21 protein-coding genes and 1 tRNA gene are annotated in these 23,302 nt (G+C 66.1%); 10 read left to right on the plus strand and 12 right to left on the minus strand.

The features are described 5' to 3' along the window. The 4 genes from purH to htpX all read right to left on the minus strand — a co-directional run. On the minus strand, positions 1 to 1,007 hold a 1,007-nt coding region (gene purH, locus ACRECX_RS04635), incomplete at its 3' end, for a bifunctional phosphoribosylaminoimidazolecarboxamide formyltransferase/IMP cyclohydrolase (protein ID WP_431557648.1). Positions 1,008 to 1,011: 4 nt separating this feature from the next. After that, on the minus strand, positions 1,012 to 2,775 hold the full coding sequence (locus ACRECX_RS04640) for a heparinase II/III family protein (RefSeq protein ID WP_431557649.1): 1,764 nt from the start codon (positions 2,773 to 2,775) through the stop codon (positions 1,012 to 1,014). Positions 2,776 to 2,899: 124 nt separating this feature from the next. Beyond that, on the minus strand, positions 2,900 to 4,264 hold the full coding sequence (gene rsmB, locus ACRECX_RS04645) for a 16S rRNA (cytosine(967)-C(5))-methyltransferase RsmB (protein WP_431557826.1): 1,365 nt from the start codon (positions 4,262 to 4,264) through the stop codon (positions 2,900 to 2,902). Positions 4,265 to 4,318: 54 nt separating this feature from the next. Continuing rightward, positions 4,319 to 5,251, minus strand: coding sequence for a zinc metalloprotease HtpX (htpX, locus tag ACRECX_RS04650; RefSeq protein ID WP_431557650.1), 933 nt, complete (start codon positions 5,249 to 5,251; stop codon positions 4,319 to 4,321). A gap of 402 nt (positions 5,252 to 5,653) precedes the next feature. Between htpX and ACRECX_RS04655 the strand changes: the two genes are divergently transcribed. Both ACRECX_RS04655 and ACRECX_RS04660 read left to right on the plus strand, forming a co-directional pair. Continuing rightward, complete coding sequence (locus ACRECX_RS04655) at positions 5,654 to 7,324, plus strand: M10 family metallopeptidase C-terminal domain-containing protein (RefSeq protein WP_431557651.1); 1,671 nt, start codon at positions 5,654 to 5,656, stop codon at positions 7,322 to 7,324. Positions 7,325 to 7,420: 96 nt separating this feature from the next. Continuing rightward, positions 7,421 to 7,897, plus strand: coding sequence for a globin domain-containing protein (locus ACRECX_RS04660; protein ID WP_431557652.1), 477 nt, complete (start codon positions 7,421 to 7,423; stop codon positions 7,895 to 7,897). Here ACRECX_RS04660 and ACRECX_RS04665 read toward each other — a convergent pair. The 7 genes from ACRECX_RS04665 to tsaD all read right to left on the minus strand — a co-directional run bounded on the left by ACRECX_RS04665 (position 7,894) and on the right by tsaD (position 13,802). Beyond that, positions 7,894 to 8,271, minus strand: coding sequence for a hypothetical protein (locus tag ACRECX_RS04665; RefSeq protein WP_431557653.1), 378 nt, complete (start codon positions 8,269 to 8,271; stop codon positions 7,894 to 7,896). The genes ACRECX_RS04660 and ACRECX_RS04665 overlap by 4 nt on opposite strands. Before the next feature lie 44 nt (positions 8,272 to 8,315). Next, positions 8,316 to 10,283, minus strand: a complete 1,968-nt coding sequence (gene acs, locus ACRECX_RS04670; protein WP_431557654.1) for an acetate--CoA ligase — start codon at positions 10,281 to 10,283, stop codon at positions 8,316 to 8,318. Between the two features lie 93 nt (positions 10,284 to 10,376). Next, a complete protein-coding gene (locus ACRECX_RS04675) occupies positions 10,377 to 10,793 on the minus strand; it encodes a DUF1761 domain-containing protein (protein ID WP_431557655.1) in 417 nt (138 codons plus the stop codon). A 64-nt stretch (positions 10,794 to 10,857) separates the two neighbouring features. Further along, positions 10,858 to 11,289: an EVE domain-containing protein gene (locus ACRECX_RS04680; RefSeq protein ID WP_431557656.1), complete on the minus strand. Its 432-nt coding sequence runs from the start codon at positions 11,287 to 11,289 to the stop codon at positions 10,858 to 10,860. Between the two features lie 9 nt (positions 11,290 to 11,298). Next, positions 11,299 to 11,604, minus strand: a complete 306-nt coding sequence (locus ACRECX_RS04685) for a YciI family protein (protein ID WP_431557657.1) — start codon at positions 11,602 to 11,604, stop codon at positions 11,299 to 11,301. 55 nt (positions 11,605 to 11,659) lie between these two features. Then, positions 11,660 to 12,655, minus strand: coding sequence for an NAD(P)H-dependent glycerol-3-phosphate dehydrogenase (locus tag ACRECX_RS04690; protein WP_431557658.1), 996 nt, complete (start codon positions 12,653 to 12,655; stop codon positions 11,660 to 11,662). A 52-nt stretch (positions 12,656 to 12,707) separates the two neighbouring features. Beyond that, the gene (gene tsaD / locus ACRECX_RS04695) at positions 12,708 to 13,802 is read right to left on the minus strand and encodes a tRNA (adenosine(37)-N6)-threonylcarbamoyltransferase complex transferase subunit TsaD (RefSeq protein WP_431557659.1); all 1,095 of its coding nucleotides are present in this window, start codon (positions 13,800 to 13,802) and stop codon (positions 12,708 to 12,710) included. Positions 13,803 to 13,911: 109 nt separating this feature from the next. Between tsaD and hemC the strand changes: the two genes are divergently transcribed. The 8 genes from hemC to ACRECX_RS04735 all read left to right on the plus strand — a co-directional run bounded on the left by hemC (position 13,912) and on the right by ACRECX_RS04735 (position 21,675). Continuing rightward, positions 13,912 to 14,832 (plus strand): hydroxymethylbilane synthase, encoded by a 921-nt coding sequence (gene hemC, locus ACRECX_RS04700; protein WP_431557660.1) that lies wholly within the window; start codon positions 13,912 to 13,914, stop codon positions 14,830 to 14,832. Positions 14,833 to 14,837: 5 nt separating this feature from the next. Continuing rightward, the gene (locus tag ACRECX_RS04705) at positions 14,838 to 15,557 is read left to right on the plus strand and encodes a uroporphyrinogen-III synthase (protein WP_431557661.1); all 720 of its coding nucleotides are present in this window, start codon (positions 14,838 to 14,840) and stop codon (positions 15,555 to 15,557) included. A gap of 36 nt (positions 15,558 to 15,593) precedes the next feature. After that, complete coding sequence (locus ACRECX_RS04710; protein ID WP_431557662.1) at positions 15,594 to 17,006, plus strand: mitofilin family membrane protein; 1,413 nt, start codon at positions 15,594 to 15,596, stop codon at positions 17,004 to 17,006. A 3-nt stretch (positions 17,007 to 17,009) separates the two neighbouring features. Then, the gene (locus ACRECX_RS04715; protein WP_431557663.1) at positions 17,010 to 18,605 is read left to right on the plus strand and encodes a heme biosynthesis HemY N-terminal domain-containing protein; all 1,596 of its coding nucleotides are present in this window, start codon (positions 17,010 to 17,012) and stop codon (positions 18,603 to 18,605) included. 128 nt (positions 18,606 to 18,733) lie between these two features. Then, positions 18,734 to 18,809, plus strand: a tRNA-Thr gene (locus ACRECX_RS04720). 65 nt (positions 18,810 to 18,874) lie between these two features. Beyond that, positions 18,875 to 19,630 (plus strand): hypothetical protein, encoded by a 756-nt coding sequence (locus tag ACRECX_RS04725; protein WP_431557664.1) that lies wholly within the window; start codon positions 18,875 to 18,877, stop codon positions 19,628 to 19,630. Between the two features lie 188 nt (positions 19,631 to 19,818). Then, a complete protein-coding gene (locus ACRECX_RS04730; RefSeq protein ID WP_431557665.1) occupies positions 19,819 to 20,697 on the plus strand; it encodes a GIY-YIG nuclease family protein in 879 nt (292 codons plus the stop codon). A 99-nt stretch (positions 20,698 to 20,796) separates the two neighbouring features. Then, positions 20,797 to 21,675 carry a DUF2971 domain-containing protein gene (locus ACRECX_RS04735; protein ID WP_431557666.1) on the plus strand — a complete coding sequence of 293 codons (879 nt, stop codon included), beginning with the start codon at positions 20,797 to 20,799 and terminating at the stop codon, positions 21,673 to 21,675. Between the two features lie 98 nt (positions 21,676 to 21,773). On the opposite strand, the gene ACRECX_RS04740 is transcribed toward ACRECX_RS04735, so the two are convergent. Next, positions 21,774 to 23,195: an MFS transporter gene (locus ACRECX_RS04740; protein ID WP_431557667.1), complete on the minus strand. Its 1,422-nt coding sequence runs from the start codon at positions 23,193 to 23,195 to the stop codon at positions 21,774 to 21,776. Positions 23,196 to 23,302 lie beyond the last annotated feature (107 nt).

Raw genomic sequence — 23,302 nt, forward strand, 5'->3', positions numbered from 1 at the left:
GCGATGATCACCTCGGTGAAGATCTTGACCATCTCGCGCGCCGCCTCGGCGTCGAGGGGGCGGTTCAGGGCCACGATGCCGCCGAACGCGCTCACCTGGTCGCAGGCGAACGCCTTCTCGTAAGCCTCCCGCAAGGTGGGCGCGATGGCCACACCGCATGGATTGGCGTGCTTGATGATGGCGACGGCGGCCGACTTCTTAGGATCGAACTCGGCGACCAGCTCGTAGGCTGCGTCGGTGTCGTTGAGATTGTTGTAGGACAGCTCCTTGCCCTGCACCTGAAGCGCGGTGGCGACGCCCGCGCGCTGCTCGCCGGTGCGGTAGAACGCGGCCCATTGATGCGGGTTTTCGCCATAGCGGAGCGCCTGGCCTTGCCTCCCGGCGATGACCCGGATCGGTGGCGCTGTCTCGCCAAGCGTCTCGGCGAACCACGATGCGATGGCCGCGTCATAGGCGCTGGTGCGGGCATAGGCCTTGGCGGCGAGCTTTTGCCGCAAGGGGAGGGTGGTTGCGCCGCCGTTCCCCGCCATTTCGGCGAGCACGGCGGCATAGTCGGCGGGATCGACGACGACGGTGACGCTCTCGTGGTTCTTCGCCGCTGCGCGGATCATCGCCGGACCGCCGATGTCGATATTCTCGATTGAGGTGTCGTAGTCGGCGCCGCCCGCGACCGTCGCCTCGAACGGGTAGAGGTTGACCACGAGAAGGTCGATCGGCGGGATGGCGTGATCCTTGAGCGCCTGCTCGTGGCTCTTATTGCCGCGCACGGCGAGCAACCCACCATGGATGCGCGGGTGCAGGGTCTTCACCCGCCCGTCCATCATCTCTGGGCTTCCGGTGATCTCCGCGACGTCAGCCACTTTGAGTCCCGCATCACGCAGGAGCTTGGCGGTGCCGCCGGTCGACACCAACTCGACCCCGAGCCGGGCGAGGCCAGCCGCGAATTCGGCAAGGCCCGTCTTGTCGCTGACCGAGAGCAGCGCACGGGCGATCTTTCTGTCTTCCATAAGGCTAGGCGACTTCCGGGCCGGCGTCGTTTGGATCGACCAGCGGGTGCGCGGCCTCATCGCCGGTCTTTTCGAGGTTCCACACGATGCGCACCTCGCGGGCCTCTCCCATCATGCCGCTCAACACCACTTGCGACGTGGCTCGCGGCCCGCGCTGATCGGCAAGCAGCGCGCTGTCCTCGATGGCGGTCTGCTCGGCGTTGGACGAGAGCCGCCACGTCTCGCCGTTCCGAAGGATCAAGGTCACGGCGTTGCCTTCGCCCACGATCTGCGCCTTCACGCTCGGGTGGAGATGGAAGCGGATGGCGTAGGACCCGGCGATCAACGCGTCGGGGCTCTTCAAGCCCCGCGGCGCCGTGAGCTTGTCCTCGGCGGACAGGAGGTTGCCCGACGGCGCGATCAGGATCTGTCGCGAATGGCTCACGCCGTAGCGGCCCATATAGCCGTCGTGCGAGCCTTTGATGCGGAGCATGTCGCCCTGGTCCGAGAACGCACCTTGCGGATTGACCGGTCCAATCAGCTGGGCGTCGGAGGGCGGCTGGCTGCCGTTGGTCATACCGCTGAACTCGGCGAGCGAGTCGTCCTCGAGGCTCAAGGTGGAGTGCGCGGGGGTGGAGCGGGCGAACAGCCGCCATTCGTCATGGTCGGCGGACGGCGCGCCGCAATTGATGATCAGCGGCGCGTTGCCGGAGCTCATCTCGAAGGACAGAAACCCCGCATGCGCCTGGGTGGTGAGCGCGGCGACGGGCGGCGGCCCGAGATCGCAGACGATGAGCGTCGTGCCGCACTCGACCCGCACATAGCCGGAATTGGCGGCGCTCCTGACCGGCGCGCCTTCGATGTCGTCATAGGCGAGCACCGTGGCAAGCGCGTCGGTCGGCGTCGGGCCGGCGCCGTTGAACCGGGACATGGTGCCGTCGCCGAGCCGGAAGAAACGCAGCATGGGCATGATGCGGTCGATGGCGTCGGCGAGTTCCTTGGGCGGCGGCCGGTCGCGCGCCACGAAGCATTGGCGGAGCGGCAGGAGGTCGAGCAGAAGTTCGATCAGGGCCTCCGGATTGCGCGAGATATGCCCGCCGTCGGGGAGGATCTGGCGCTCGAGTTCCTTGCAGAAGGGCCGCGTGTAACGGTCGACCACGGCCTGCTGCTCGGCGATGCAGAGCCCGGCATAGAGCAGCGCCATGAGGGTGAGGAGGCGCGGCACGCCGTCGGGTGTGTCGCGGTAACTCGCTGACAGGTAGCGGAGCTGCGTCGTCAGCGCCTTGAGGAACTGCTCGTAGGCCTCGGGTTCCCCCGTGTCGAGAATGAGCACCGAGTTGGAGAGCCAGGAGATCACCCTGCGGGCGACGATCTCTGGCTGCCAGGCAAGGCCGTGGATGGAGCGGCGCAGCCTGATGAAGTCGTGGACCAGCGCCTTGGCCTGCTCGCGCGACAACTCGCTGTCGGCGGCGCGCAAATGCCTGAGCCAGCCGAAGCCGTAAAGCTCGCGCGCCCAGTTGGCTGACGGCGGGGCGATCTCGAACGGCGACTGCGCGCCAAGCTCGGCGAGCTTGCCGGCGAGACCGAAATGGCCGTTATAGACCTCGGTGGCGAAGGAGGGATCGGCGGTCCGAAGTTCCTGCGGCGCAAGCAGGAGCTGCTCGGCCTGGCTGCCCGGATAGCTGATGCTCGCCATGCTCGACAGCATGAAGCGGCGGAGCGGGCTCGGGCCGCCAAGATGTACCTCTTGAACGCGTGATCCGCGCTCGAAGGCCTGATCAGCCGCCATTTGGGTCATTCTCCAGCCAAAACCCGCGCATCTCAGATGGCGCAGGCTTCCCCGCCGCGTCGTGCTCCTGCCGGGGCATTTTCGGGCACGGGCGGCCCGGGGGCAAGTGGCATGCGGATAATCGTTAACCGGCGAGCTTAAGCCTGGCCACGAAAAACCCGTCCATGCCGCTCCATTCCGGCGTGCCGAGCTGGAGATCGAAGGGGAAGGTGCGGATGCAGCCGGAATTTTTCGCCCATTCCGTGCCGCCGAACGGCTCGTCGGGCCGGATGGAATCGAGGTGAATGGCGGAATTTCGAGCCATGAGCGCGGCGATCTGGGCCTCGCCCTCTTCGGGTTCGAGCGAGCAGGTCGAGTAGACGAGGTTGCCGCCAGGCTTGAGCAGGGTGACCGCATGGGCGAGCAGCCGGGTCTGGAGCGCCACCAGCTCAGCGATGTCCTTGTCCGACTTGAGGTAGGGAATGTCGGGATGGCGCCTGATCGTGCCGGTCGACGAGCAGGGCGCGTCGAGCAGGATGGCGTCGAAACGCTCGTCCGGCTGCCAGGTGGTCGCGTCCGCTTGGACGGTGTCAACCTTGAGTCCGAGACGTTCAAAATTCTCCCCGAGCCGTCCAAGACGGGTCCTCGACATGTCGACGGCGACAGTCGACGCGCCGGCCAGCACGAGCTGCGCCGTCTTGCCGCCCGGCGCCGCGCAGAGGTCGGCCACGCGCTTCCCTGCGACATCGCCGAGCAGCTGCGCCGGCAGCGACGCGGCGGCGTCCTGCACGAACCACGCGCCCTCGGCGAAGCCGGGAAGCTCCTCGATGCGCCCCTTGGGCAGGAGGCGGACGCCCCCCGTCGGCAGCACGCGGCCCGAGAGCCGCTCGGCCCATAGCGCCGGGTCGGACTTCACCGTGAGGTCGAGCGGCGGCTCGATAAGATGCGCTGCGGCGATGGCGTGCGTTCGCTCCTCGCCCCATGACTGCACCCAGCGCGACCATAGCCAGTCCGGCGTGTTGACTCGCGTCGCGTCGAGCGCTGCGGCGATTGCTCCGCCCTTCTCCGCCACCCGCCGCAGCACGGCGTTGACGAGCTTGTCGTAGCGCTGCGCCCGCGGGTCCCATTGGGCGAGGCGCACGGCAAGATCGATCGCCGCATGCGGCGGCGTCTCGAGGAACAGGAGCTGCGCCGCGCCCGAGAGGAGGATCGCGTAGAGCGAGCCCGACTTCGCCGGGAGACCGCGTTCGAGAAACGTAGTGAGCACCTGGTCGATCTGCCCGCGGCGCCGAAGACTCGCGCCGACAATGGCGCGGGCGAACGCCCGGTCGCGCACCGGCAGGTCGAACATATAGCCGCGATCGCGGGCGCGCGCGAGTACGTCGTCGAGCGGCTGCCTTTTCTGCAGCACGGCGTCGAGCAGGCTCGCGGCAGCGCGCCGCGCCGGCAGTCCGACTTGGTGGTCGCGGGTCGGCGACAACGCGCGGGGCGCGCCTTTGGGCGGAGTCATGGTCATGGGTTTAGCAGCAGTGCGGAACGGAGCCCAGGCGCTTCGCCTTAAGGCTTAGCCCCAAGGGCCGCGCGTTGCGCGGCGCTCACCGCCGGACCACGGGCCCGCTGCCTCGGTACTCATGCGAGGTGCGCCGCCGGTCTCGCCCATCGCCTTCGCCATGTCGGCGAGCCGCGCCACCCGGTTCTCCACATTGGGATGGGTCGAGAACAGATTGTCGATGCGCGCGCCGGACAGCGGGTTGACGATGAAGAGATGCGCCGAGGCGGGATTGCGCTCTGCCGTCATGTTGGGGATGCGGTGCGCCGCGCCGGCGATCTTCTGCAGCGCGGACGCGAGCCACAGCGGCTGGCCGCTGATCTCCGCGCCGCCGCGATCGGCCTCGTACTCGCGCGTGCGGCTGATCGCCATCTGCACGAGGCCCGCCGCGAGCGGCCCGAGGATCACGAGCGCGATCGTGCCGAGAAAGCCGATGCCCTGGTTGTCGCGGCTCCCGCCGAAGAACATCGCGAAGTTGGCGAGCATGGAAATGGCGCCGGCGATGGTGGCGGTCACCGTCATCAGCAAGGTGTCGTGGTTCTTGATGTGCGCGAGCTCGTGCGCGATCACGCCGGCGAGCTCTTCGGGGCTCACCGTGTTCATCAGCCCGGTGGTGACGGCGACCGCGGCGTTCTTAGGATTGCGCCCGGTGGCGAACGCGTTCGGCTGCGGGTTCTCCATGATGTAGACCTTAGGCATCGGCAGCCCCGCGTTGTGCGCGAGCTGCCGCACCATGTCGTGCAGCTCCGGCGCCGAGCGCGCGTCCACTTCGCGCGCGCCATACATGCGCAACACCATCTTGTCGGAGTTCCAATAGGTGAACAGGTTCATACCTGCCGCCACGAGGAACGCGACGATCATGCCGCCCTGGCCGCCGATGATAAATCCGATACCCATGAACAGCGCTGTCAGCGCCGCAAGCAGGATCGCGGTACGGAAATAGCTCATGGCCTCCTCCAAGCTCGCCGGCGGCTCCAAAGCGCCGGCCCCTCAATATGTTGGAAGCGTTGCCCCACGCCACAAGATCAGCCGAGGAGACGCATCCCCTCTCCCCTCCTGCCTTCGCCGAAGCGAAGCCCTGGCACGGGACATTGGTCGGGGATGAGGCGCTTCGGCTTCGCGCAGGCAGGTGTGGGAGAGGGTGAAGTTTCGAAGCGACCACCGCGGACTCCCATCCCTCCCCGCTTCCGCTAGGGCCCCACACCTCGCGGGCCTGACACCAATCTGTGACCTGTGCGTGAGCCCCAGCGTGCCGCACCTCGCGCGCATCACACCGATCTGTGACTTGTCAGTGATGTCCCCGATGCGCTTGGGCTTACCTCCAATGATCGGTTCTGCATGGAGGACGCCATGACCGTCACGCTCGTCAACACCGACAATGTCGCTGACGACGCAACTCTAAACCTCGCCTTCCCCTTCGGCGTGACCTCGGGCGTGGTGGGCGGCACGACCTATGTTTTTGTCACCGGCTCGGTTGACGATGGGGTCAGCGTGTTCAGCCTCGACGCCGGCGGCACTCTGACGAATGTGTTCAATGTCGATGACGACCAGAATCCCAATCTTGAACTCAATGGCGCCGGAGCTCCGACCATTGCGGTGATCGGCGCCGAGACCTTTCTGTTCGTGGCGGGAGGCGCGGATCAGGGCATCAGCGTCTTCTCCGTCGCCAACGATGGCAGCCTGACCAATGTCCATAACGAGCCCGATTCCGGCGGCACCGTTTTCCTCCAGGGCGTGCAGGCGCTCGCCACGGCGGTGATCGGGGACGACACCATTCTATACGCGGGCGGTACCGAGGACGGCGTCACGGCCTTCTCGGTCTCTGCGAGCGGTGAGCTAACACCCATCGGCGGATTGGGAGGAAACTATCGGTTCGAGGATGATGTACGGTCGATTCATACGGCCACGGTTGACGGCACGCCCTTCCTGTTCACGGCCGCAAGAGTCAACAATGTCGTGAGCGTGTTCGATATCACCGACGTTGACTTCGACCTCAGCGACAATACCGACACTGTCGTTGACAATGTTGAGCGGGAGCTTGAAGGCGCAGCAGCGGTCACGACGGCGGTCGTCGGGGGCAGGACATTTCTGTTCGCTGCCGGAAGCGACGACAATGGCATCAGCGTATTCGAAGTCTCGGCCAACGGCACCTTGACCAATGTCGACAATGTTGGGGACGATGCGGCGCTCGAGCTCGATTTCGTCTTCAGCCTGGCGACCGCCGAAATCGCGGGCACGACCTATCTGTTCGCAGCGGGAGCGCTCGATGACGGCGTGAGTGTATTCGCCGTCGCCGCCGACGGCAGCCTCGTGCACATGGCGAGTATAGACGACAGCCTCTCCCCGGACTTGGAGCTGGATAATGCGTTCCACCTCACCACGTCCGTGGTCGGCGGCAACACGTTTTTGACCGTGGCCGGCTCGGCCGACGACGGCGTCAGCGTGTTCCGGGTCGATACCACCGGCCTAACCATCAACGGCACGGCGGGGAACGACATCATCAATGCCTTGAACTCCGCCCCTGGACAGCTGCTGCCGAGCGAGCTTGGCGACATCATCAACGGCCGAGGCGGCAACGATACCATCGCCGGGCTCGGCGGCGATGATTTGCTGATCGGCGGCCATGGCTCGGACAGGCTGAACGGCGGCGCCGGCGACGATGTGCTCACCGGCGGGAGCGGCAGAGACTTTCTTACCGGCGCCCCAGGCAGCGACCTGTTCGACTTCAACGCGCTTTCCCAGTCGCGGCCCGGCGGTCAGAAGCGCGACACGATCCAGGATTTCACACGCGGGCAGGACCACATCGACCTCAGCGGCATCGACGCAAAGAAGGGCGTCTCCGGCAACAACGCCTTCAAGTTCATCGGCAGAGACGATTTCAACGACCGGAAGGGCGAGCTCCGCTACGACGACCGGGGCTCCAAGGTCATCGTCCAAGGCGACGTAAACGGCGACGGCAAGGCCGACTTCGAAATCCTGGTGAAGGTCGGCACGCTCGGAGCGGGCGACTTCCTGCTTTAGCCGCGACCTCAGCCTTAAGGTGGCGCTTACCTTAACGGTTCGTCAACGGCTCGCCTCCATGCTGCCTCGCATCTAGCGTTCGAGGAGTTGCCCGCCATGTCAGCCGCCCTTCAAGCCACCGCCGTCGCCAAACCCAGATCGCGCCGGGCCCGCAGCGTGCCCTCCGCCGAGACCCATCTCACGGCGGAGCAGAAGCGCCTCATCCGCCTGAGCTTCCTCCGAGTCGAGCCGGCGCTCGATCTCGTCGCCCAGCTCTTTTTCTTGAAGCTGTTCCGCCTCGATCCGACCTTGCGCAAGAAGTTCGCGGGCCCAGTCGAGGTGCAGGCGCGCAAATTCGCCTCCGGCGCCAAGCTCGCCATGATCTCGCTCGGGCATGAGGATGGACTGGCGCCGACCTTGAAGCTTCTCGGCGCGCGCCACCGCCAGCTCGGCATCAGGGCGCGCCACTACCGCACCATGTCCCGCGCGCTGGTATGGACCTTGGAGCGCTCGCTGGAGAAGGACTTCGACCGCGACACCAAGGACGCGTGGAACACGCTGCTGGCCTACTTCACCCGCATCATGGCGGGCTAGGGTTCCTCGGGGGCCTCTTCGGAGGCCCCTTCGCCGCTCTGCACCACCTTCACCTGGACCTTGCCGTCCTTGCTCACGTAGACCATGACGTCTTGGTCCGGCTCGATCACCTGGATCTTGCCGTCGACGGTGAGTTGGTCGGGCGAGACGTTGATCTCGTGGCCGTCGACCATGACCTTGACGCCGTCGGTCAAGGATTCCTGCGTGATGTTTTTATAGTGGCCGGCCACCGTGACGGTGCGGCCGCCGACGGTCATGGACAGCGCCTGGGTCTCCGGCCCGCCCGTCCCCCAGTTGCCGATCACCAGCACGATGACGATGAGGAGCGCGAGCGCAATCCCTAGCCCCACCAGAATCCGCATCAGCCACGACATCCGCTTCCCTCCCCCCAAAAGCTCACTTTGCGCCCCGCTGCCGATCAGGCCGATCTGCGGTTCTGGCGGTTCTCCACGAGATCCGAGACGACGCCGGGATCGGCGAGTGTCGATGTGTCACCGAGATTTCCGAAATCGTCCTCGGCGATCTTGCGCAAGATTCGGCGCATGATCTTGCCAGATCTCGTTTTCGGCAAGCCTGGCGCGAACTGGATTTGGTCTGGCGAAGCGATCGGCCCGATCTCGTTGCGCACCCAGTCGCGCAGCTCCTTCTTGAGCGCGTCCGAGCCCTGCTCTCCCGCCATCAAGGTGACGTAGCAATAGATGCCTTGGCCCTTGAGATCGTGGGGATAGCCGACCACGGCCGCCTCGGAAACCTTGGGGTGGGCGACGAGTGCGGATTCGACCTCCGCCGTGCCCATGCGGTGGCCCGAAACGTTGATCACGTCGTCGACCCGGCCGGTGATCCAGTAGTAGCCGTCCGCGTCGCGGCGGCAGCCGTCGCCGGTGAAGTACTTGCCCTTGTAGGCCATGAAGTAGGTCTCGACGAAGCGCTGATGGTCGCCATAGACCGTGCGCATCATGCCGGGCCAGGCATCGAGGATGACGAGATTGCCAGTGGCCTCGCCTTCGAGGAGATTGCCCTCGGCATCGACGAGCGCGGGCTGCACGCCGAAGAACGGCAAAGTCGCCGAGCCCGGCTTCAGCTTGGTCGCGCCAGGCAGCGGCGTGATGAGAATGCCGCCGGTCTCGGTCTGCCACCACGTGTCGACGATGGGGCAGCGGCCTTCGCCGATCACATGATAGTACCACTCCCACGCTTCGGGATTGATCGGCTCGCCCACGGTGCCGAGCAGCTTGAGCGACTTCCGGCTCGAGCCTTTCACGAATTGGTCGCCGGCGCCCATCAGCGCGCGGATTGCTGTCGGCGCCGTGTAGAAGATGTTGACCTTATGTTTGTCGACCACCTGCCAGAAGCGGCCGGCGTCGGGAAAGTTGGGCACGCCTTCGAACATCAACGTGGTGGCGCCATTGGCGAGCGGACCATAGACGATATAGCTGTGGCCGGTGACCCAGCCGACATCCGCCGTGCACCAGAAGATGTCGCCGTCGTGATAGTCGAACACGTATTGATGGGTCATCGCGGCGTAGACCAGATAGCCGCCTGAGGTGTGCAGCACGCCCTTAGGCTGACCCGTCGAGCCCGACGTGTAGAGGATGAACAGCGGGTCCTCCGCGTTCATCTCTGCGGGCGGGCAGTCCGCGGAAACCTTGGCGAGCTCTTCGTCGAGCCAGATGTCGCGTCCCGGCATCCACGGCACATTGCCGCCGGTGTGCTTCACCACGAGAACCTTATTCACACCTGACACCTTGGCAAGCGCCTGGTCGGTGTTGGCTTTGAGGGGAATCTTGCGGCCGCCGCGCAGGCCCTCGTCGGCGGTGATGACCAGGCTCGATTTGCAGTCGGCGATACGGCCGGCGAGCGAATCCGGCGAGAAGCCGCCGAATACTACAGAGTGGATCGCGCCGATGCGCGCGCAGGCGAGCATGGCGTAGGCGATCTCCGGGATCATCGGCAGGTAGATGGTGACCCGGTCGCCCTTCTTGACGCCTTGTGCCTTCAGCACGTTGGCGATGCGGCACACATTCTCGTAGAGCTCGCGATAGGTGATGTGCCGCGCCGGCGTCGCCGGATCGTCGGGCTCGAAGATGATGGCGGTCTGCTTGCCCCGCTTCTTGAGATGGCGGTCGATGCAGTTCGCCGCGACATTGAGCGTGCCGTCCTCGAACCATTTGATCGACACGCTGGGCGGATCGAACGAGGTGTCCTTGACGCGCGTATAGGGCTTGATCCAGTCGAGGCGCTTGCCTTCCTTGCCCCAGAACTTGTCTGGCTTGGCGATGCTCTTTTCGTAGAGTTTTTCGTACTTATCCTTGTCGATATAGGCGCGCTCTTTCCATTTCTTCGGAACCTTCACCGACTCGACTTTGTACGTCTTGTGCTCGGACATTTGTCCGTTCCTCCCTACGCAACGCGCGCTTATTATGCGCAGTATGACCCGGCGACCTTTTGGCGGGAAGCTCCCCCGGCATCGTCCTTTCGCCTATACCCCGAATGCGCCGATTACCGCGCCTTGAATGAGCAACACGGCGAGCCAATACCCGCCGTCGATCAGGGTCAGCGCCGGCTTGGCGCCGGCGAACACGTGGTTAACCCCCATGGTGGTGATCACGAAGCCGACCCAGACGAACAGCCCGCTGATCAGCCCGCCCCGCACCGACACCTGGCCGAGATGGCCCATCAGCCCGGCCAGCATCCAGGCCATGACGAACAGCGCGATGATTGAGATGATGAAGGGCAGCGCCTTCGATGGCCCCGCGTCGCGGGTGAGCTCGGCCTCTGTCTTGCCGACGGCCTTCATCCACGGCCTGGAGAGGACCATGTACCAGACCGCGCCGAGCCCGAACGCGGCCAGGGCGGCGATGATGACCGCAAAGTAGTTGACCCCCGAAAAGCTCATGGCGACCTCCCCCTTGGTTCACGAGCGCGAGTGCGACTTTACCCCAGGAGGCGGCCCAAGGGCACTAAGCTCTTGGTGGATCGGCGAGGCCGCCCATCGCGCAGATTTTGCGCCACTCCACCGCCGTCACCGGCTGCACCGAGAGGCGCGCGCGCCTGACCAGCACCATGTCCTTGAGTTGCGGCGTGGCCTTGATCTCGGCGAGGGTCACCGGGCGGGGCAGGTCGGCGACCGCCGCCACGTCGACGCACTCCCATTGGCCGGTGCCGTCGGTCGAGTCGGGATGCGCCTCCTTCACCACCTTGACGATGCCGACGCAGGCCTTCTCCTCGCCGGTGTGATAGAACAAAGCGAGGTCGCCCTTTTTCATCGCGCGCATATTGTTGCGTGCCTGGAAGTTGCGCACGCTGTCCCATTCGGCGCCCTTCTTGCCCGCCTTCTTCTGCTGGGCCCACGACCAGGTCTCGGGCTCCGATTTCATCAGCCAGTAGGCCATGGCGGTCAGTCACTCTTCCTCGTCGTCCTCTTCGGTGTTGTCGATGACCCAGAGCCACGGGCGGATGTCGACCGAGGCAAACAGGCCTGCGTGGGTGAACGGGTCGCGGCCGGCGATCTCGCGCGCGACTTGAAGCGATGGTGCCTCGATGACGATCAGGCTGCCGTTCATGGTCTGGCCGTCCTCCTCGGTGAACGGGCCGGCGAACACGAGCGCGTCGCCGAGACTGTCGAGATAAGCGAGGTGGTCCGGGCGGTGTGCCTTGCGGACGGAAAGACTGTCCGGCTTGTCCGTGCAGATCAACGCAAACAACATCGGCGTCCCCCCTGGCGGTGAGGCTATTGCGGCACCTTGCGGCTGTCCATGGTCATCACATCTCGGCGCGGAGGGGCCGGGCAAGCAACGCCTCGATCGCCTCGTCGACTGTAGCTAGGCCCGAGACCACGGCATGCACGGCTTGCGCAATAGGCATGTCGATACCGCGCGCCGCCGCCATCTCGACCATGGCGGTGGCGGTGGGCACGCCCTCGGTCACCGTGAGCCGCCCCTTCAGCGCCTCCTCGACGCTATGTCCTTGGCCGAGCGCAATGCCGAGCGACATGTTGCGCGACTGCTTGCTGCCGCAGGTGAGCACGAGATCGCCGAGTCCGGAGAGGCCGGTCAGGGTTTCGAGCCGCGCCCCGAGCGAGACCCCGAACCGCGCCATCTCTGCGAAGCCGCGGGTCACGAGCGCTGCGTGGGCGCTGGCGCCGAGCGCCTTGCCGGCGACGATGCCCGCGGCGATGGCGTAGACGTTCTTCACCGCCCCGCCGATCTCCGCGCCGATCACGTCGCCGCTCCAATAGCAGCGGAACGGCGAGTGACTGAGCGCGTGGCTGATCGCCTCGCCGAGCGTCTCGTCGGTAGTGGCCAAGGTCACCGCAGCAGGAAGGCCCTTTGCCACCTCCGCGGCAAAGGAGGGGCCCGATAGCACTGCGATCTCCGCCGTGGGCAACGGGCCTGCCGCCACTTGCGACATCAGTCTGCCGGTCGATTGCTCGATGCCCTTGGAGCAGAGGATCAGGGGCTGACCTTCGCGCACGTAAGGGGCAAGCTCGCCGGCAATCGCTCGCAGGTGCTGCGCCGGTGTCACCATCAGCAGCAGGTCGCAAGTGGCGACCTCGTTGAAGCGGCCCGTCGCCTCGATGGCCGGATCGAGCGGGACCCCCGGCAGGAACAGATCGTTGCGATGCGTCTCGTTGATGGCGGCGATGGTCTCAGGCTCGTGCGCCCAGATCAGCACGTCGCGGCCGGCGCGGCGCGCGACGACGGCGAGTGCCGTGCCCCACGCGCCCGCGCCGATAATGCCGACCGTTTGCAGTGCCATCCCCGGGCTCCCTGCTTGCCCGCAATATTCATACAGGAAGTGGCGGCGATGCTCACGCCTTGACGCCGGCGCCGAGCGCGGGCGGCGCGTCAGGATCGAGCGGCCAGCGGGCCCGCGCCGGCGCGCCGAGATCGTCGGTGAAACCGCGGGCGAGCCGTTCCGCCCCCGCCCAGGCGATCATCGCCGCGTTGTCGGTGCAGAGCTCGGCCGGCGGCACCACGAGCCGGAATCCGTGCGCGCTTGCGACCTTCTCTAGCGCCACCTTGAGCCGCCGGTTGGCGGCGACGCCGCCCGCCACCACAAGGGCTTTTTGCGCCCCCGGCCCAAGCCGCGCCTCGTAGATCTCCATCGCGCGTGCGGTCCGGTCGCTCACGACGTCGGCCACCGCCTCCTGAAAGCTGGCGCAGAGATCGGCGATTGTCTGCTCGCTGAGCGGCGCCCGCTCCAGCGCCGCATGCCGCAGCGCGGTCTTCAGGCCCGCGAGCGAGAAGTGCGGCTCCGGCCGCCCGAGCATCGGTCGCGGCAACTTGACGGTGGCACGCCCCTTGGCCGCGCGCCGCTCCACCTCCGGGCCGCCAGGATAGGGAAGCCCGAGCAGCTTCGCCGCCTTGTCGAACGCTTCGCCGAGCGCATCGTCTAGCGTAGTGCCGAGCCGCTCGTAGTCGCCCACCTCCTTAACGATGAGGAGCTGCGTGTGGCCGCCCGAGACGAGGAGCAGGAGATAGGGGAACCTCAAGCCGTCGGTGAGGCCTGCGCTCAGCGCATGCGCTTCGAGATGGTTGACCGCGATGAACGATACGCCGAGCCCGAGCCCGATCGCCTTGGCCGTGGTGACGCCGACGATCAGGCCGCCGATCAGACCCGGCCCGGCCGCCGCGGCGACGGCCTCGAGCGCGTCGAAGCCGACGCCGGCCTCGGTCATCGCCTGTTTGATCGCCGCATCGAGCAAGTCCACATGGGCGCGCGCGGCGATCTCGGGCACGACGCCGCCATAGGCCGCATGCAGATCGAGCTGTGCGCGCACGACGTTGGACAGAATTTCCCCGCGCCCGTCCGCGTGGCGGCGCACGACGGAGGCTGCGGTCTCATCGCAGCTCGTCTCGATGCCGAGCACGGTGAAGGGGGCGCTTTTCTCGCGCTTAGGCATGGGTTGTCATAGGCGGCTACGGGGATTCGTTGAAGGGGGGACCGAAAGGGGCCATTAATGCGTTTGCACTCTGGCGCGTTTCGCCCAGCGAACTCAAGGAGTTCCGCCTTTGCCCCGTCAGCTCCTCATCGGCACGCGCGGAAGCCCGCTTGCACTCTGGCAGGCGCGGCACGTAGCGGCGCGTCTCCTGGAGGCGCAAGGGGGCGCCGATGTCGAGCTTCGCGTCATCACGACCTCTGGAGACCGCATCGCCGACAAGCCGCTGCGCGACTTCGGCGGCAAGGGCCTGTTCACCAAGGAGATCGACGAGGCGTTGCTGCGCGGGGAGGTCGCGCTCGCCGTACACTCGATGAAGGATCTGCCGACCGCGCTACCTGACGCGCTGTGCATTGCTGCGGTGCTGCCGCGCGCCGATGTGCGCGACGCCTTCATCAGCCCGAAGGCATCCTCCATCATGGAACTTCCGCGGGCCGCCGCCGTTGGCACCTCATCGTTGCGTCGCGGCGCGCAAGTCAAGCGGCTGCGGCCGGACCTTCGCGTCGTCGACTTCCGCGGCAATGTCGAGACGCGGCTGCGAAAGCTCAACGAGGGCGCCGCCGATGCGACCTTGCTTGCCATGGCGGGTCTCGATCGTCTCGGTCTTGCGTCGCATGCGACGTCGGTTCTCTCGACCGACGAGATGCTGCCGGCGGTGGGGCAGGGCGCCATCGCCATTTTGAGTCGCGAGGACGATGTGGAAACGAGAGCGCAACTGACTGTGCTGAACGATCCCGTTTCGGCAACCGCCGTCGCCTGCGAGCGTGCTTTTCTCGGCCGCCTCGACGGCTCGTGCCGCACACCTATCGCCGGGCTCGCCGAGATCGAGGGTGGACGCCTCAATTTTCGCGGCTTGATCCTCACGCCCGACGGCGCAGAATGGCACGCTGTCGAGATGACCGGCGCGGCGGAGGAGGCGAGGCAGCTTGGCGCCGAGGCCGGCCAAGACCTGCTCGCCCGTGCGGGCCCCAACTTCCTTGCCAGTTTGAACTGATGCGCGTGCTCGTAACCAGACCTGAGCCTGATGCGCGCCACGAAGCGGAGGCGCTCGCCGCGCGCGGCCATGACCCTGTGCTCGCGCCGTTGCTTGAGATCGAGTTCCTGCCGGACGTCGACTTTAGCCTCGAAGGCGCGCAAGCGCTGATCGTGACGAGCCGCAACGCGCTGCGCGCGCTCGCCGCACATGACGCTCTCGATGAAGCGATCGCGCTGCCGCTGTTCGCCGTGGGCGAGACCACGGCGCGCGAAGCCAAGGCGCTCGGCTTCGCCGAGGTGACCATTGGCCCGGGGACCGCTGCCGGGCTCGCGCCTCTGATCCGCCGGGAGGTCCACCCCGAGAAGGGCGCGCTCGTGCACCTCGCGGGCGAGGCCTTGGCCTTCGACTTGAAGCCGGTGCTAGAGGAAGAGGGGTTCGACGTCCGGATCGTGGTGCTTTACCGCACCCATCCTCTGCCCGAGCTTCCCGGCAACGTGCTGGAAGACCTGGCCAACGGCGCCATGGGTGGCGTCATCCTCCTGTCGCCGCGGACCGCCAAGACCTTCGCTCGCCTCCTTCAAGGTCAAGGGGCGGTAACGCAAGCCAAGAGTCCCGTTTGCTATTGCCTGTCGCAGGCGGTAGCAGAGGCGGTGGCGCCGTTGGGCTTCGACGTCCGCGTCCCGGCGCATCCGCGCGAGGAAGATGTCCTTGCGCTCCTGGACTCCGGCGCGCCATCTTCGTGAACGGCGCGATTCTCTGGACGTAAGGGCGATGAGGTGATGGCCGGCTCCTTCGACAAAAAGGGCAGCGGTCCCGGCAAGGCGGGCAAGCGTCCGGCGCCCACCATCGAGGGCACCGCGACCGAGGTGCCGCACAAGGCGCCCGCCGACGAGGCTGCTTCCACCAAGGACGAAGCCCCTACCGAGAAGGAACCCCCGGCATTGTCCGCAGCGGCGGGTAAGGCGGGCGAGCCCGAGCCGGAGGCCGCCAAAGAGCCGCCTCGGACTAGCCGGACGGGGAGCGTCCTCAGCCATCTTGCGGCAGGCATCGCCGGCGGCCTGGTTGCGGCGGCGATCCTTGCCGTTGCCTGGGTATGGCTGCCCCTCAGCGAAACGCCGCAAGGCCCGGATGTGGCGGCCCTCGAAGATCGCATCGCGAAGCTCGAAGCGGTGCCGCTGCCGCAGGGCGACGACGAAGCCTTAGCCAAGCTCGAAGCGCGCCTCGCCGGTCTCGAGGACAAGACGCCGGAGACGCCGGCCGAGGTAGCGGCCCTCGCCGATCGCGTCGGCCAGCTCGAAGCGAGCCTCAAATCGCTGGCGGAGGCGGCGAAGGACGGTGGCTCCGTCGCTGAAGCGGCCGCCATCGACCAGCAGATCGGCGAGGCCGAGCGGCGGCTCGACGAGAAGATCGACACCGCGCTCGGCGAGGCGAAATCGGCGAATGCCGCCGCCCTCGAAACCTTGAAGAAAGAGATCGCCGCGGTCGACGCCAAGTTGAAGGCGCTAGCCGAGGCCGAGTTCGGTTCGGCCGACGCGAGCCGTCTCCTGCCGGAGATCGCCGTGCTCGATGAGCGGCTCGCCAAGCTCGAATCGACGATCCCCGCTTTGCTCGATGCCGTCGATCAGGACGCCGAAGAGACGAGAACCGCCACGCTCGCGATTGCTTTCGCCAACTTGCGGGCGGCCGTGAGCGAAGGGCGGCCTTACGCCGCCGAGCTTTCCACCTTGGCGGCCCTTTCGCCGGGGGCCGGCGACCTCGGCGCGCTGCTCGACTACGACGACGTCGGCATCCCGACAGTTCCTGAGCTTGCGCGCTCGTTCAAAGTGGCGAAGGACGCGAGCCTCGTATCGTCCGCGCCCGATCCCGGCGGATCGATTCTCGATCGCTTGCTGGCGAGCGCGGAGTCCCTGGTCAAAGTCAGGCGCGTGGACGCGGAGGCCGAAGGCGATGCGCCCGACGCCGTGCTCGCGCGCGCCGAGGCGTTCCTCGAGGAAGGCGACCTCGCCGCCACGGTCAAGGAGGTCGAGACGCTTCGCGACGCGCAGGCCGCGTCGTTCGCGACCTGGCTCGATCAGGCGCGCGCCCGGCTCGCCGCCGAGGAAACCTTGCAGCGGCTCGAGAACATCCTGCTCGTGTCGTTGAGCGAGACGGACGCATCGCCCGGCGCCGCCGAAACCGACGGACAAGAATAGACGATGGTTCGCATTCTCCTTTTCGTCTTCGTCGTCGTGGCGGCCGCGTTGGGGCTCGCCTGGCTCGCCGACCGGCCGGGCACGATCACCGTCGAGTGGCTCGGCTATCAGGTCGTCACCAGCGCCTTCGTCGGCACGCTCGCGGTCATCGCGCTCGTCGCGCTTCTGCTGCTCGCGGTGTGGCTCGCGCGTTACCTGTGGACGCGGCCCGCGGTGGTCGCCGCCTATGTCCGCGAGCGGCGGCGGCAGCAAGGGTACGATGCGCTGTCGCGCGGACTTCTTGCCATCGGTGTCGGCGACCGCGCGCTCGCCCAGCGCTACGCTGGCATCGCCGGACGCAATTTGCCGCGCGAGCCGCTGACGGCGCTGCTACGAGCGCAAGCCGCTCAGCTCAAGGGCGACCGCGCCGCTGCGCGCCGCGCCTTCGAGGGCATGCTCGACCGGCCGGAGACGCAGCTCCTCGGCGTGCGCGGCCTGTTCCTCGAAGCCCAGCGCGGCGACGACACCGACGCGGCGCGCACCTTGGCCGAGCAGGCGGTGAAGCGCGATCCGAAGCTAGCCTGGGGCGTCAATGCGCTATTCGACCTCCAGGCGCGCGCCGGCGACTGGGAGGGCGCGCTCGAAACCCTCGCCATCGCCCGGCTGAACGGCCATGTCGACCCCGACACCGCCAATCGCCGCCGTGCCGTGCTGCTCACCGCCGAGGCGCACGAGGTTGAGGCGTTCAAACCCGACAAGGCGCTCGCCCTTGCCAACGAGGCGCTCCGGCTTGCGCCGGCGCTGATCCCCGCGGCCGAAATCGCCGCGCGCGTGCTTGCCTCGAAGGGCGAGGCGCGGGCCGCCTCCCGCCTCGTCGCCAAGACCTGGAAGCTCGCGCCTCATCCCGACCTCGCCGTGGCTTACGCCTTCGCCAAGCCGGGGCTCTCGCCCCGCGAGCGGCTGAAGCGGGTGGAATATCTCGCCGCCTCGACCCCCGGCGACATCGAGGGTGCCATCGCCATCGCCGTCGCCGCCATCGAGGCGCATGAGTGGCAGGCGGCGCGTGACGCGCTGGCGCCCTATCTCGAGGCGCGGCCGCCGGCCCGCGTCTGCGCGCTCATGGCCGAGATCGAAGCCGGCGAAGGCGACAAGGGACGCGAGCGCGAGTGGCTGGCGCGTGCGGTGCGCGCTCCCCGCGACCGTGCCTGGATCGCCGATGGCTACGTGTCGGACCGCTGGCTGCCGGTATCGCCGGTCACCGGCGCCGTCGACGCATTCGAGTGGAAGGCGCCGGTCGACGCCATCGGCCGCGGCGACGCCACGCTGATGATCGTGGAACGTCCGGTGGCGGAAGAGGCGGTCGCCGCCGAGAAGGATGCGGAGGAGAAGGAAGCGCCCGCCGTCGTGGTCGACGTGACGCCCGCCGCGCGCGAGACGAAGCCGGATGAGGCGAAGCTGCCGAAGAGCGTTGAGGCGGCGCCAGTGCCGACGGTCGAGCCGAAGCCCAAGCCTGCCGTGTTCGTGCCGGCGAGACCGCCCGACGATCCAGGGGTGGCGCAGACCGAGACCGACGAAAGCCCGACCTCGCTGGAGCGCCTGCGCGCGGCCCAAATCCGCTAGGGACGGGGCCTGGCGTCCGGCTTGCGCCGCCCCAATATTGGCATTAAGCGTTGGCCGCGAAGGCTTCCTTTACCCCGCGCCGCCTAGGGTCGGCGCCACAGAAACGGCCACCTCAGGTGGCGTACGGGGCCGCAATAGCTCAGTCGGTAGAGCGGCGCATTCGTAATGCGTAGGTCGGGGGTTCGAATCCCTCTTGCGGCACCATTTTTCTCCAATCATTGAGCGGGAATCAGCCTGCTATGCTTGGGCCGCTTGGAGGGAGATCAGCAATGTACCGCATCCTTGCCGCTATTGTTTTCGCCTTGATGGTGATGGGTTGCGACGCGGAAGATGCGTCTGACGCCGAGAAACCGGCTGAGGCCGAGAAGCCGTCTGAGGCCGAGAAGGCATCCGAGGTCGAGAAACCATCTGAGGTCGAGAACCTATCTGAGACCGAGAAACCGTCTGAGCCCGAGATACCATCTCAGGCCGAGATGAAGAAGAATTTTGAAGAGGGCGCGGCCGCTTACAAGCGCGGTGACTATGCGACAGCTCTGCGTTTGCTTGAACCAATCGCGGAGCTTGGCGTTGCCCCAGCCCAACTGACAGTCGGCTTGATGTATGCCGAGGGCTTTGGCGTTCAGCAGAATGCCGCCGAAGCGCTGAAGTGGTATCGCCTTGCCGCAGAGCAGGGCCTGGCTGACGCGCAGGTCAATGTCGGCACCATGTACATGCAGGGCGTCGGCGTCCTGCCGAACGATGCCGAGGCTGCGCAGTGGTTTCGCCGCGCGGCAGAGCAGGGAAACGCTAAGGCCCAAAACAATCTTGGCGTCTTGTACGCCACCGGAAAGGGCGTCCCGCAGGATCCCGTACAGGCATACTTTTGGTTCAATCTCGCAGCGTCGTCGGTTCAACCGGAAGACAGCAGCAACGCGGCCAACAATCGTGACCGCATCGCCTCGCAAATGACCCCCGAGCAGATCGCCCAGGCGCAAAAGCTGGCCGAGGAGTGGAAGCCGAGGCCGGCCGCGATAGGGTCGCAGTAACTCAGTTGGTAGAGCGGCGCATTCGGGCGTAGGTCGGGGTTCGAATCCCTCTTGCGGCACCACCTTCTCACTCAAATTCTTGATATTTTACAATGAGCCGAGATCAACCCCTGGCTTAACCCCCTGGTTGCGGCCCACTCGCATCGCCCCTGCCGATTGTCTAAGGTTCTCACTGGGAGGGTGGGGAAGTGAATTTCAATGACCTGCTCGCAGGCAAGGGCATCGATCCAGAAGGGGTCGTAGTGCTCCGCCACCGGCCCGACGAGCCACAGCTGCGCCGGGTCCTTCCGTGGCTAGCCGCAGAGCACCACCACCTGTTCAACGCCTTCCAGAGCACCCACGGGCCCAGCGTGCAGGCATCACTGACCAGGGCCAGCTACGTCGCGTCGTTCATCGGCCATGAGCCGGGCCGCGCCCTGTTCGTCGGCCTCTACCGAGTCGACGGCTCGACGCCGATGACGTTCGAGCAGTTCTGGCAGGTGCCGGAGTACGTCGAGATGCGGGACCGCTTCGGTATGCGGGGGTGGACCAAGGTCCAGGACCGCCAGTCGATTCTCTTCTTTAAGCTGGCGCAGGCCGACTTCTACGCGGAATGGAAGGGTCGGCTCGTCGTCGGCTGGCCGGGGATTGAGCGAAACTGGCGCCGCTGCGCCTCCGGGGTCGACTTCCCGGTTCTGGCAATCCACGAGGACAGCGCGCTGGTGACCGACATGCTCGACTGGCGCGAGATCGTGCTCCCCTGGGAGCAACTGAAGGTCCTGCCGGTGAAGTGGCAGTCGGCGCTGGAGCAGTGGCGCGCAATCTACTACATCTTCGACTCGTCGGACGGTAAGGGTTACGTCGGGTCCGCGTACGGCGCCGAGAATCTTCACAGCAGGTGGCTGAACTACGCCGCCACTGGCCACGGGGGGAACTGCCTGCTGCGCGAGCGCGACCCCAAGCACTTTCGCTTCAGCATACTCCAGCTACTCGCGCCGGACATGGACGCCGCCGACGTCATCCGCCTCGAGGGAACGTGGAAGGAACGCTTGCACACGCGCGCACCGCTCGGACTCAACGATAACTAGACGGGCGCATGAGGATGTCTAACGAGCGAGCAAAGGCCTTGCGACGGAATAAACACTGTTGGCCGTTGGGCTCCGCTTCGAGTTCATAGATGAGAGCGCGTGGCCGGCAAAAGGTCAATTGTTGTGTCCGACGAAACCCTAGCGCCTGCAACCTTTCGATTGATTACAGCCGCGAGCGCAGGCTTTCCGCTGCTGTATCGCTACCAGCCCTTCGACCATGAGCGGTTAAGCCAGTTGATCGGGGAGCACATTCTTTATTTTTCCAATCCCGCAGACTTCAACGATCCGTGGGACTGCCGACCGTGGTTCGATCTCGATCAGCTGGCAGACCCGGACGGGCTGAACCGCCATATCCAGTGGTACGAGACGATCACTAGACGGCACCGTCCTGACATCAGCGAGGACGAGATTTGCCGCAGATCACAGTTCTTTCGCTCGAACCCGACGTTGTTGCGCGACAAGGCGATCGAACTCACGGCGGAACTGGAATCTGCAATTCACGAGAGATACCGCGTCTACTGCCTCGGGTCTTCGCCCGACAGCGAGCTAATGTGGGCGCATTATGCCGCTAGGCACACGGGAATTTGCCTCGAATTTGCGACACGCAATGCTCTGTTTTGCGGGGCCCTCCAAGTTTCGTACCGGCAAACCTATCCCCTGTTTGATCTGACAGCAGACGAGGAGGAGCACAATCTGGCGGTCCTTCTGACAAAGTCGACCTCGTGGAGTTATGAGGGTGAATACCGCTTGATCGCGCAGGAGAAAGAAACCGCGAACGTTCCGGACACTCTGGTCACGAACAATCATCGCCTTGCGATGCCAGAGGGCGCGCTTTCGGCCGTAATCGTCGGCTGCCTTGCGCCCGAGGCAACCCTTGAAACCCTCAGGGCGCTGGTCCGCCAATCGAGGCGCCAGATTGCGGTGAAGCGTGCAATGAGAGCGCGCAATCAATACAAACTCACCATTGTCGAACAATAAGACGGGCGAGCTCCTACGCTAATGTCCCTGCGAAGGGGTTCGAATTCGAATCCCTCTTACGGCACCATTCTCCTTTCACCGGCAGACCGGAGTCGCTGTCACGCATGCGCGCGATGGCGATGCGGCCACGCCGCTGCGAGCCGCTCCCTGTCGAGCACGCCGCCGATGAACAGGAGAGCGATCGCCGCGCCGACGACCGCCAAGATGGCGTCGACCAGGAAGGCCCAATGGATGCCTTCCGCCAGTGACGGCGCGCCGACCACGATCGCCGTGTTGAGGCCAAGCCCGATCGAGCCGCCGGCGATCTGGAACATGTAGACGATGGCACCCCCGAGACTTGCCCGCGCCGGATCGAGCGAGGTGATCGCCGCCGTGGTGACGGACGAGTAGAACAGGCCGACGCCGATGCCGAGCACGACCATCCCGGGGATGAGCTCGTCATAGGTCGTGGTCGACGTGATCCTGGATAGGAGGAACATGCCCGCGGCCAGGAACAGCGCGCCGCTGGTGACGCTCACCTTGGCGCCGAGCCGCGCATAGAGCCGGCCGGCGATGAACGACGTCACCGCGAACGTGCCCATCATCGGCAAGAGCCCGGCGCCGGAGCCCACGGCGCTGAACTTGAGCACGTTGGACATGAACTGCGGCAGATAGAGCAGCGCGGCGAAGAAAATCGCCGACATGAGAAGCGTGGCGAGGCTCGCTGCGGCAAACCCCCTGCTTCTCATGACGTCGTCGGGGACGAGAGCCCGGTCGCCGGCCCGGCGCTCGACGAAAGCGAACTTGGCGAGCGCGATGCCTGCCATGATGAAGAGCCCGATCACGAGCGCCTTCGTCCAGCCGACGCGGGTGCCGAGGTCGAGCGCGAGCAGGAGGGAAAATAGCCCGATCGTCAGCACCGCCATGCCGAGATAGTCGATCTCCTTGCGATCGTCCTGTGCCGAATCGGCAGGGACGACGAAATACGTGACGAGGACTCCTGCGACCGCGACCGGGAGATTGATGAAGAAAATCCACCGCCAGCCGATCGTATCGGTGAGAAGGCCACCCAGCAGCGGGCCGACCGCGTTGCCGAATCCCGCCGCGCCCAGGATGAGGCCGCCGGCGAGGCCGGCCTTGCTCTTAGGCAGCAGGCTGAAGGTGAGGCCGAGGATGGCCGGCCACATCAAGGCGCCGCCAATCCCCATGAGAAAGCGGCACGCGAGCAGCATCCACACATTCGGGGCAAGTCCGCCGAGCACGGAAAAAAAGGCGAAGATGGCGCAGCCGATGAAGAAGATGCGCCGGCGGCCGAACATGTCGGCGAGCCGCCCGCCGGTGACGATGAACACGCCGAACACCATGGCATAGCCGTTGATGACCCACTGCGAGGTGTTGACGGTCGTGTTGAAGGCTCGATCGATGGCGGGCAGCGCCACGGAGAGCGCAGTGAAGTCGTTGGCGACCACGAGAACGGCCACGCCCATGGCGAACATGCCGAGGATCGTTGTCTTGTCGAGACGGTCCTCTGTGGAGGTCATCGTGCCTCCCCGTTTGTGGCGCGAGGAGAGAGTGTGGCACAGGGGCGGCGATCATGCCACCCGCCGTGGCGCGAGATGACAGACCTTGTCTATCGCCTTAGCAGGAA

Source organism: Methyloceanibacter sp. (assembly GCF_050726195.1).
Taxonomy (GTDB): domain Bacteria; phylum Pseudomonadota; class Alphaproteobacteria; order Rhizobiales; family Methyloligellaceae; genus Methyloceanibacter.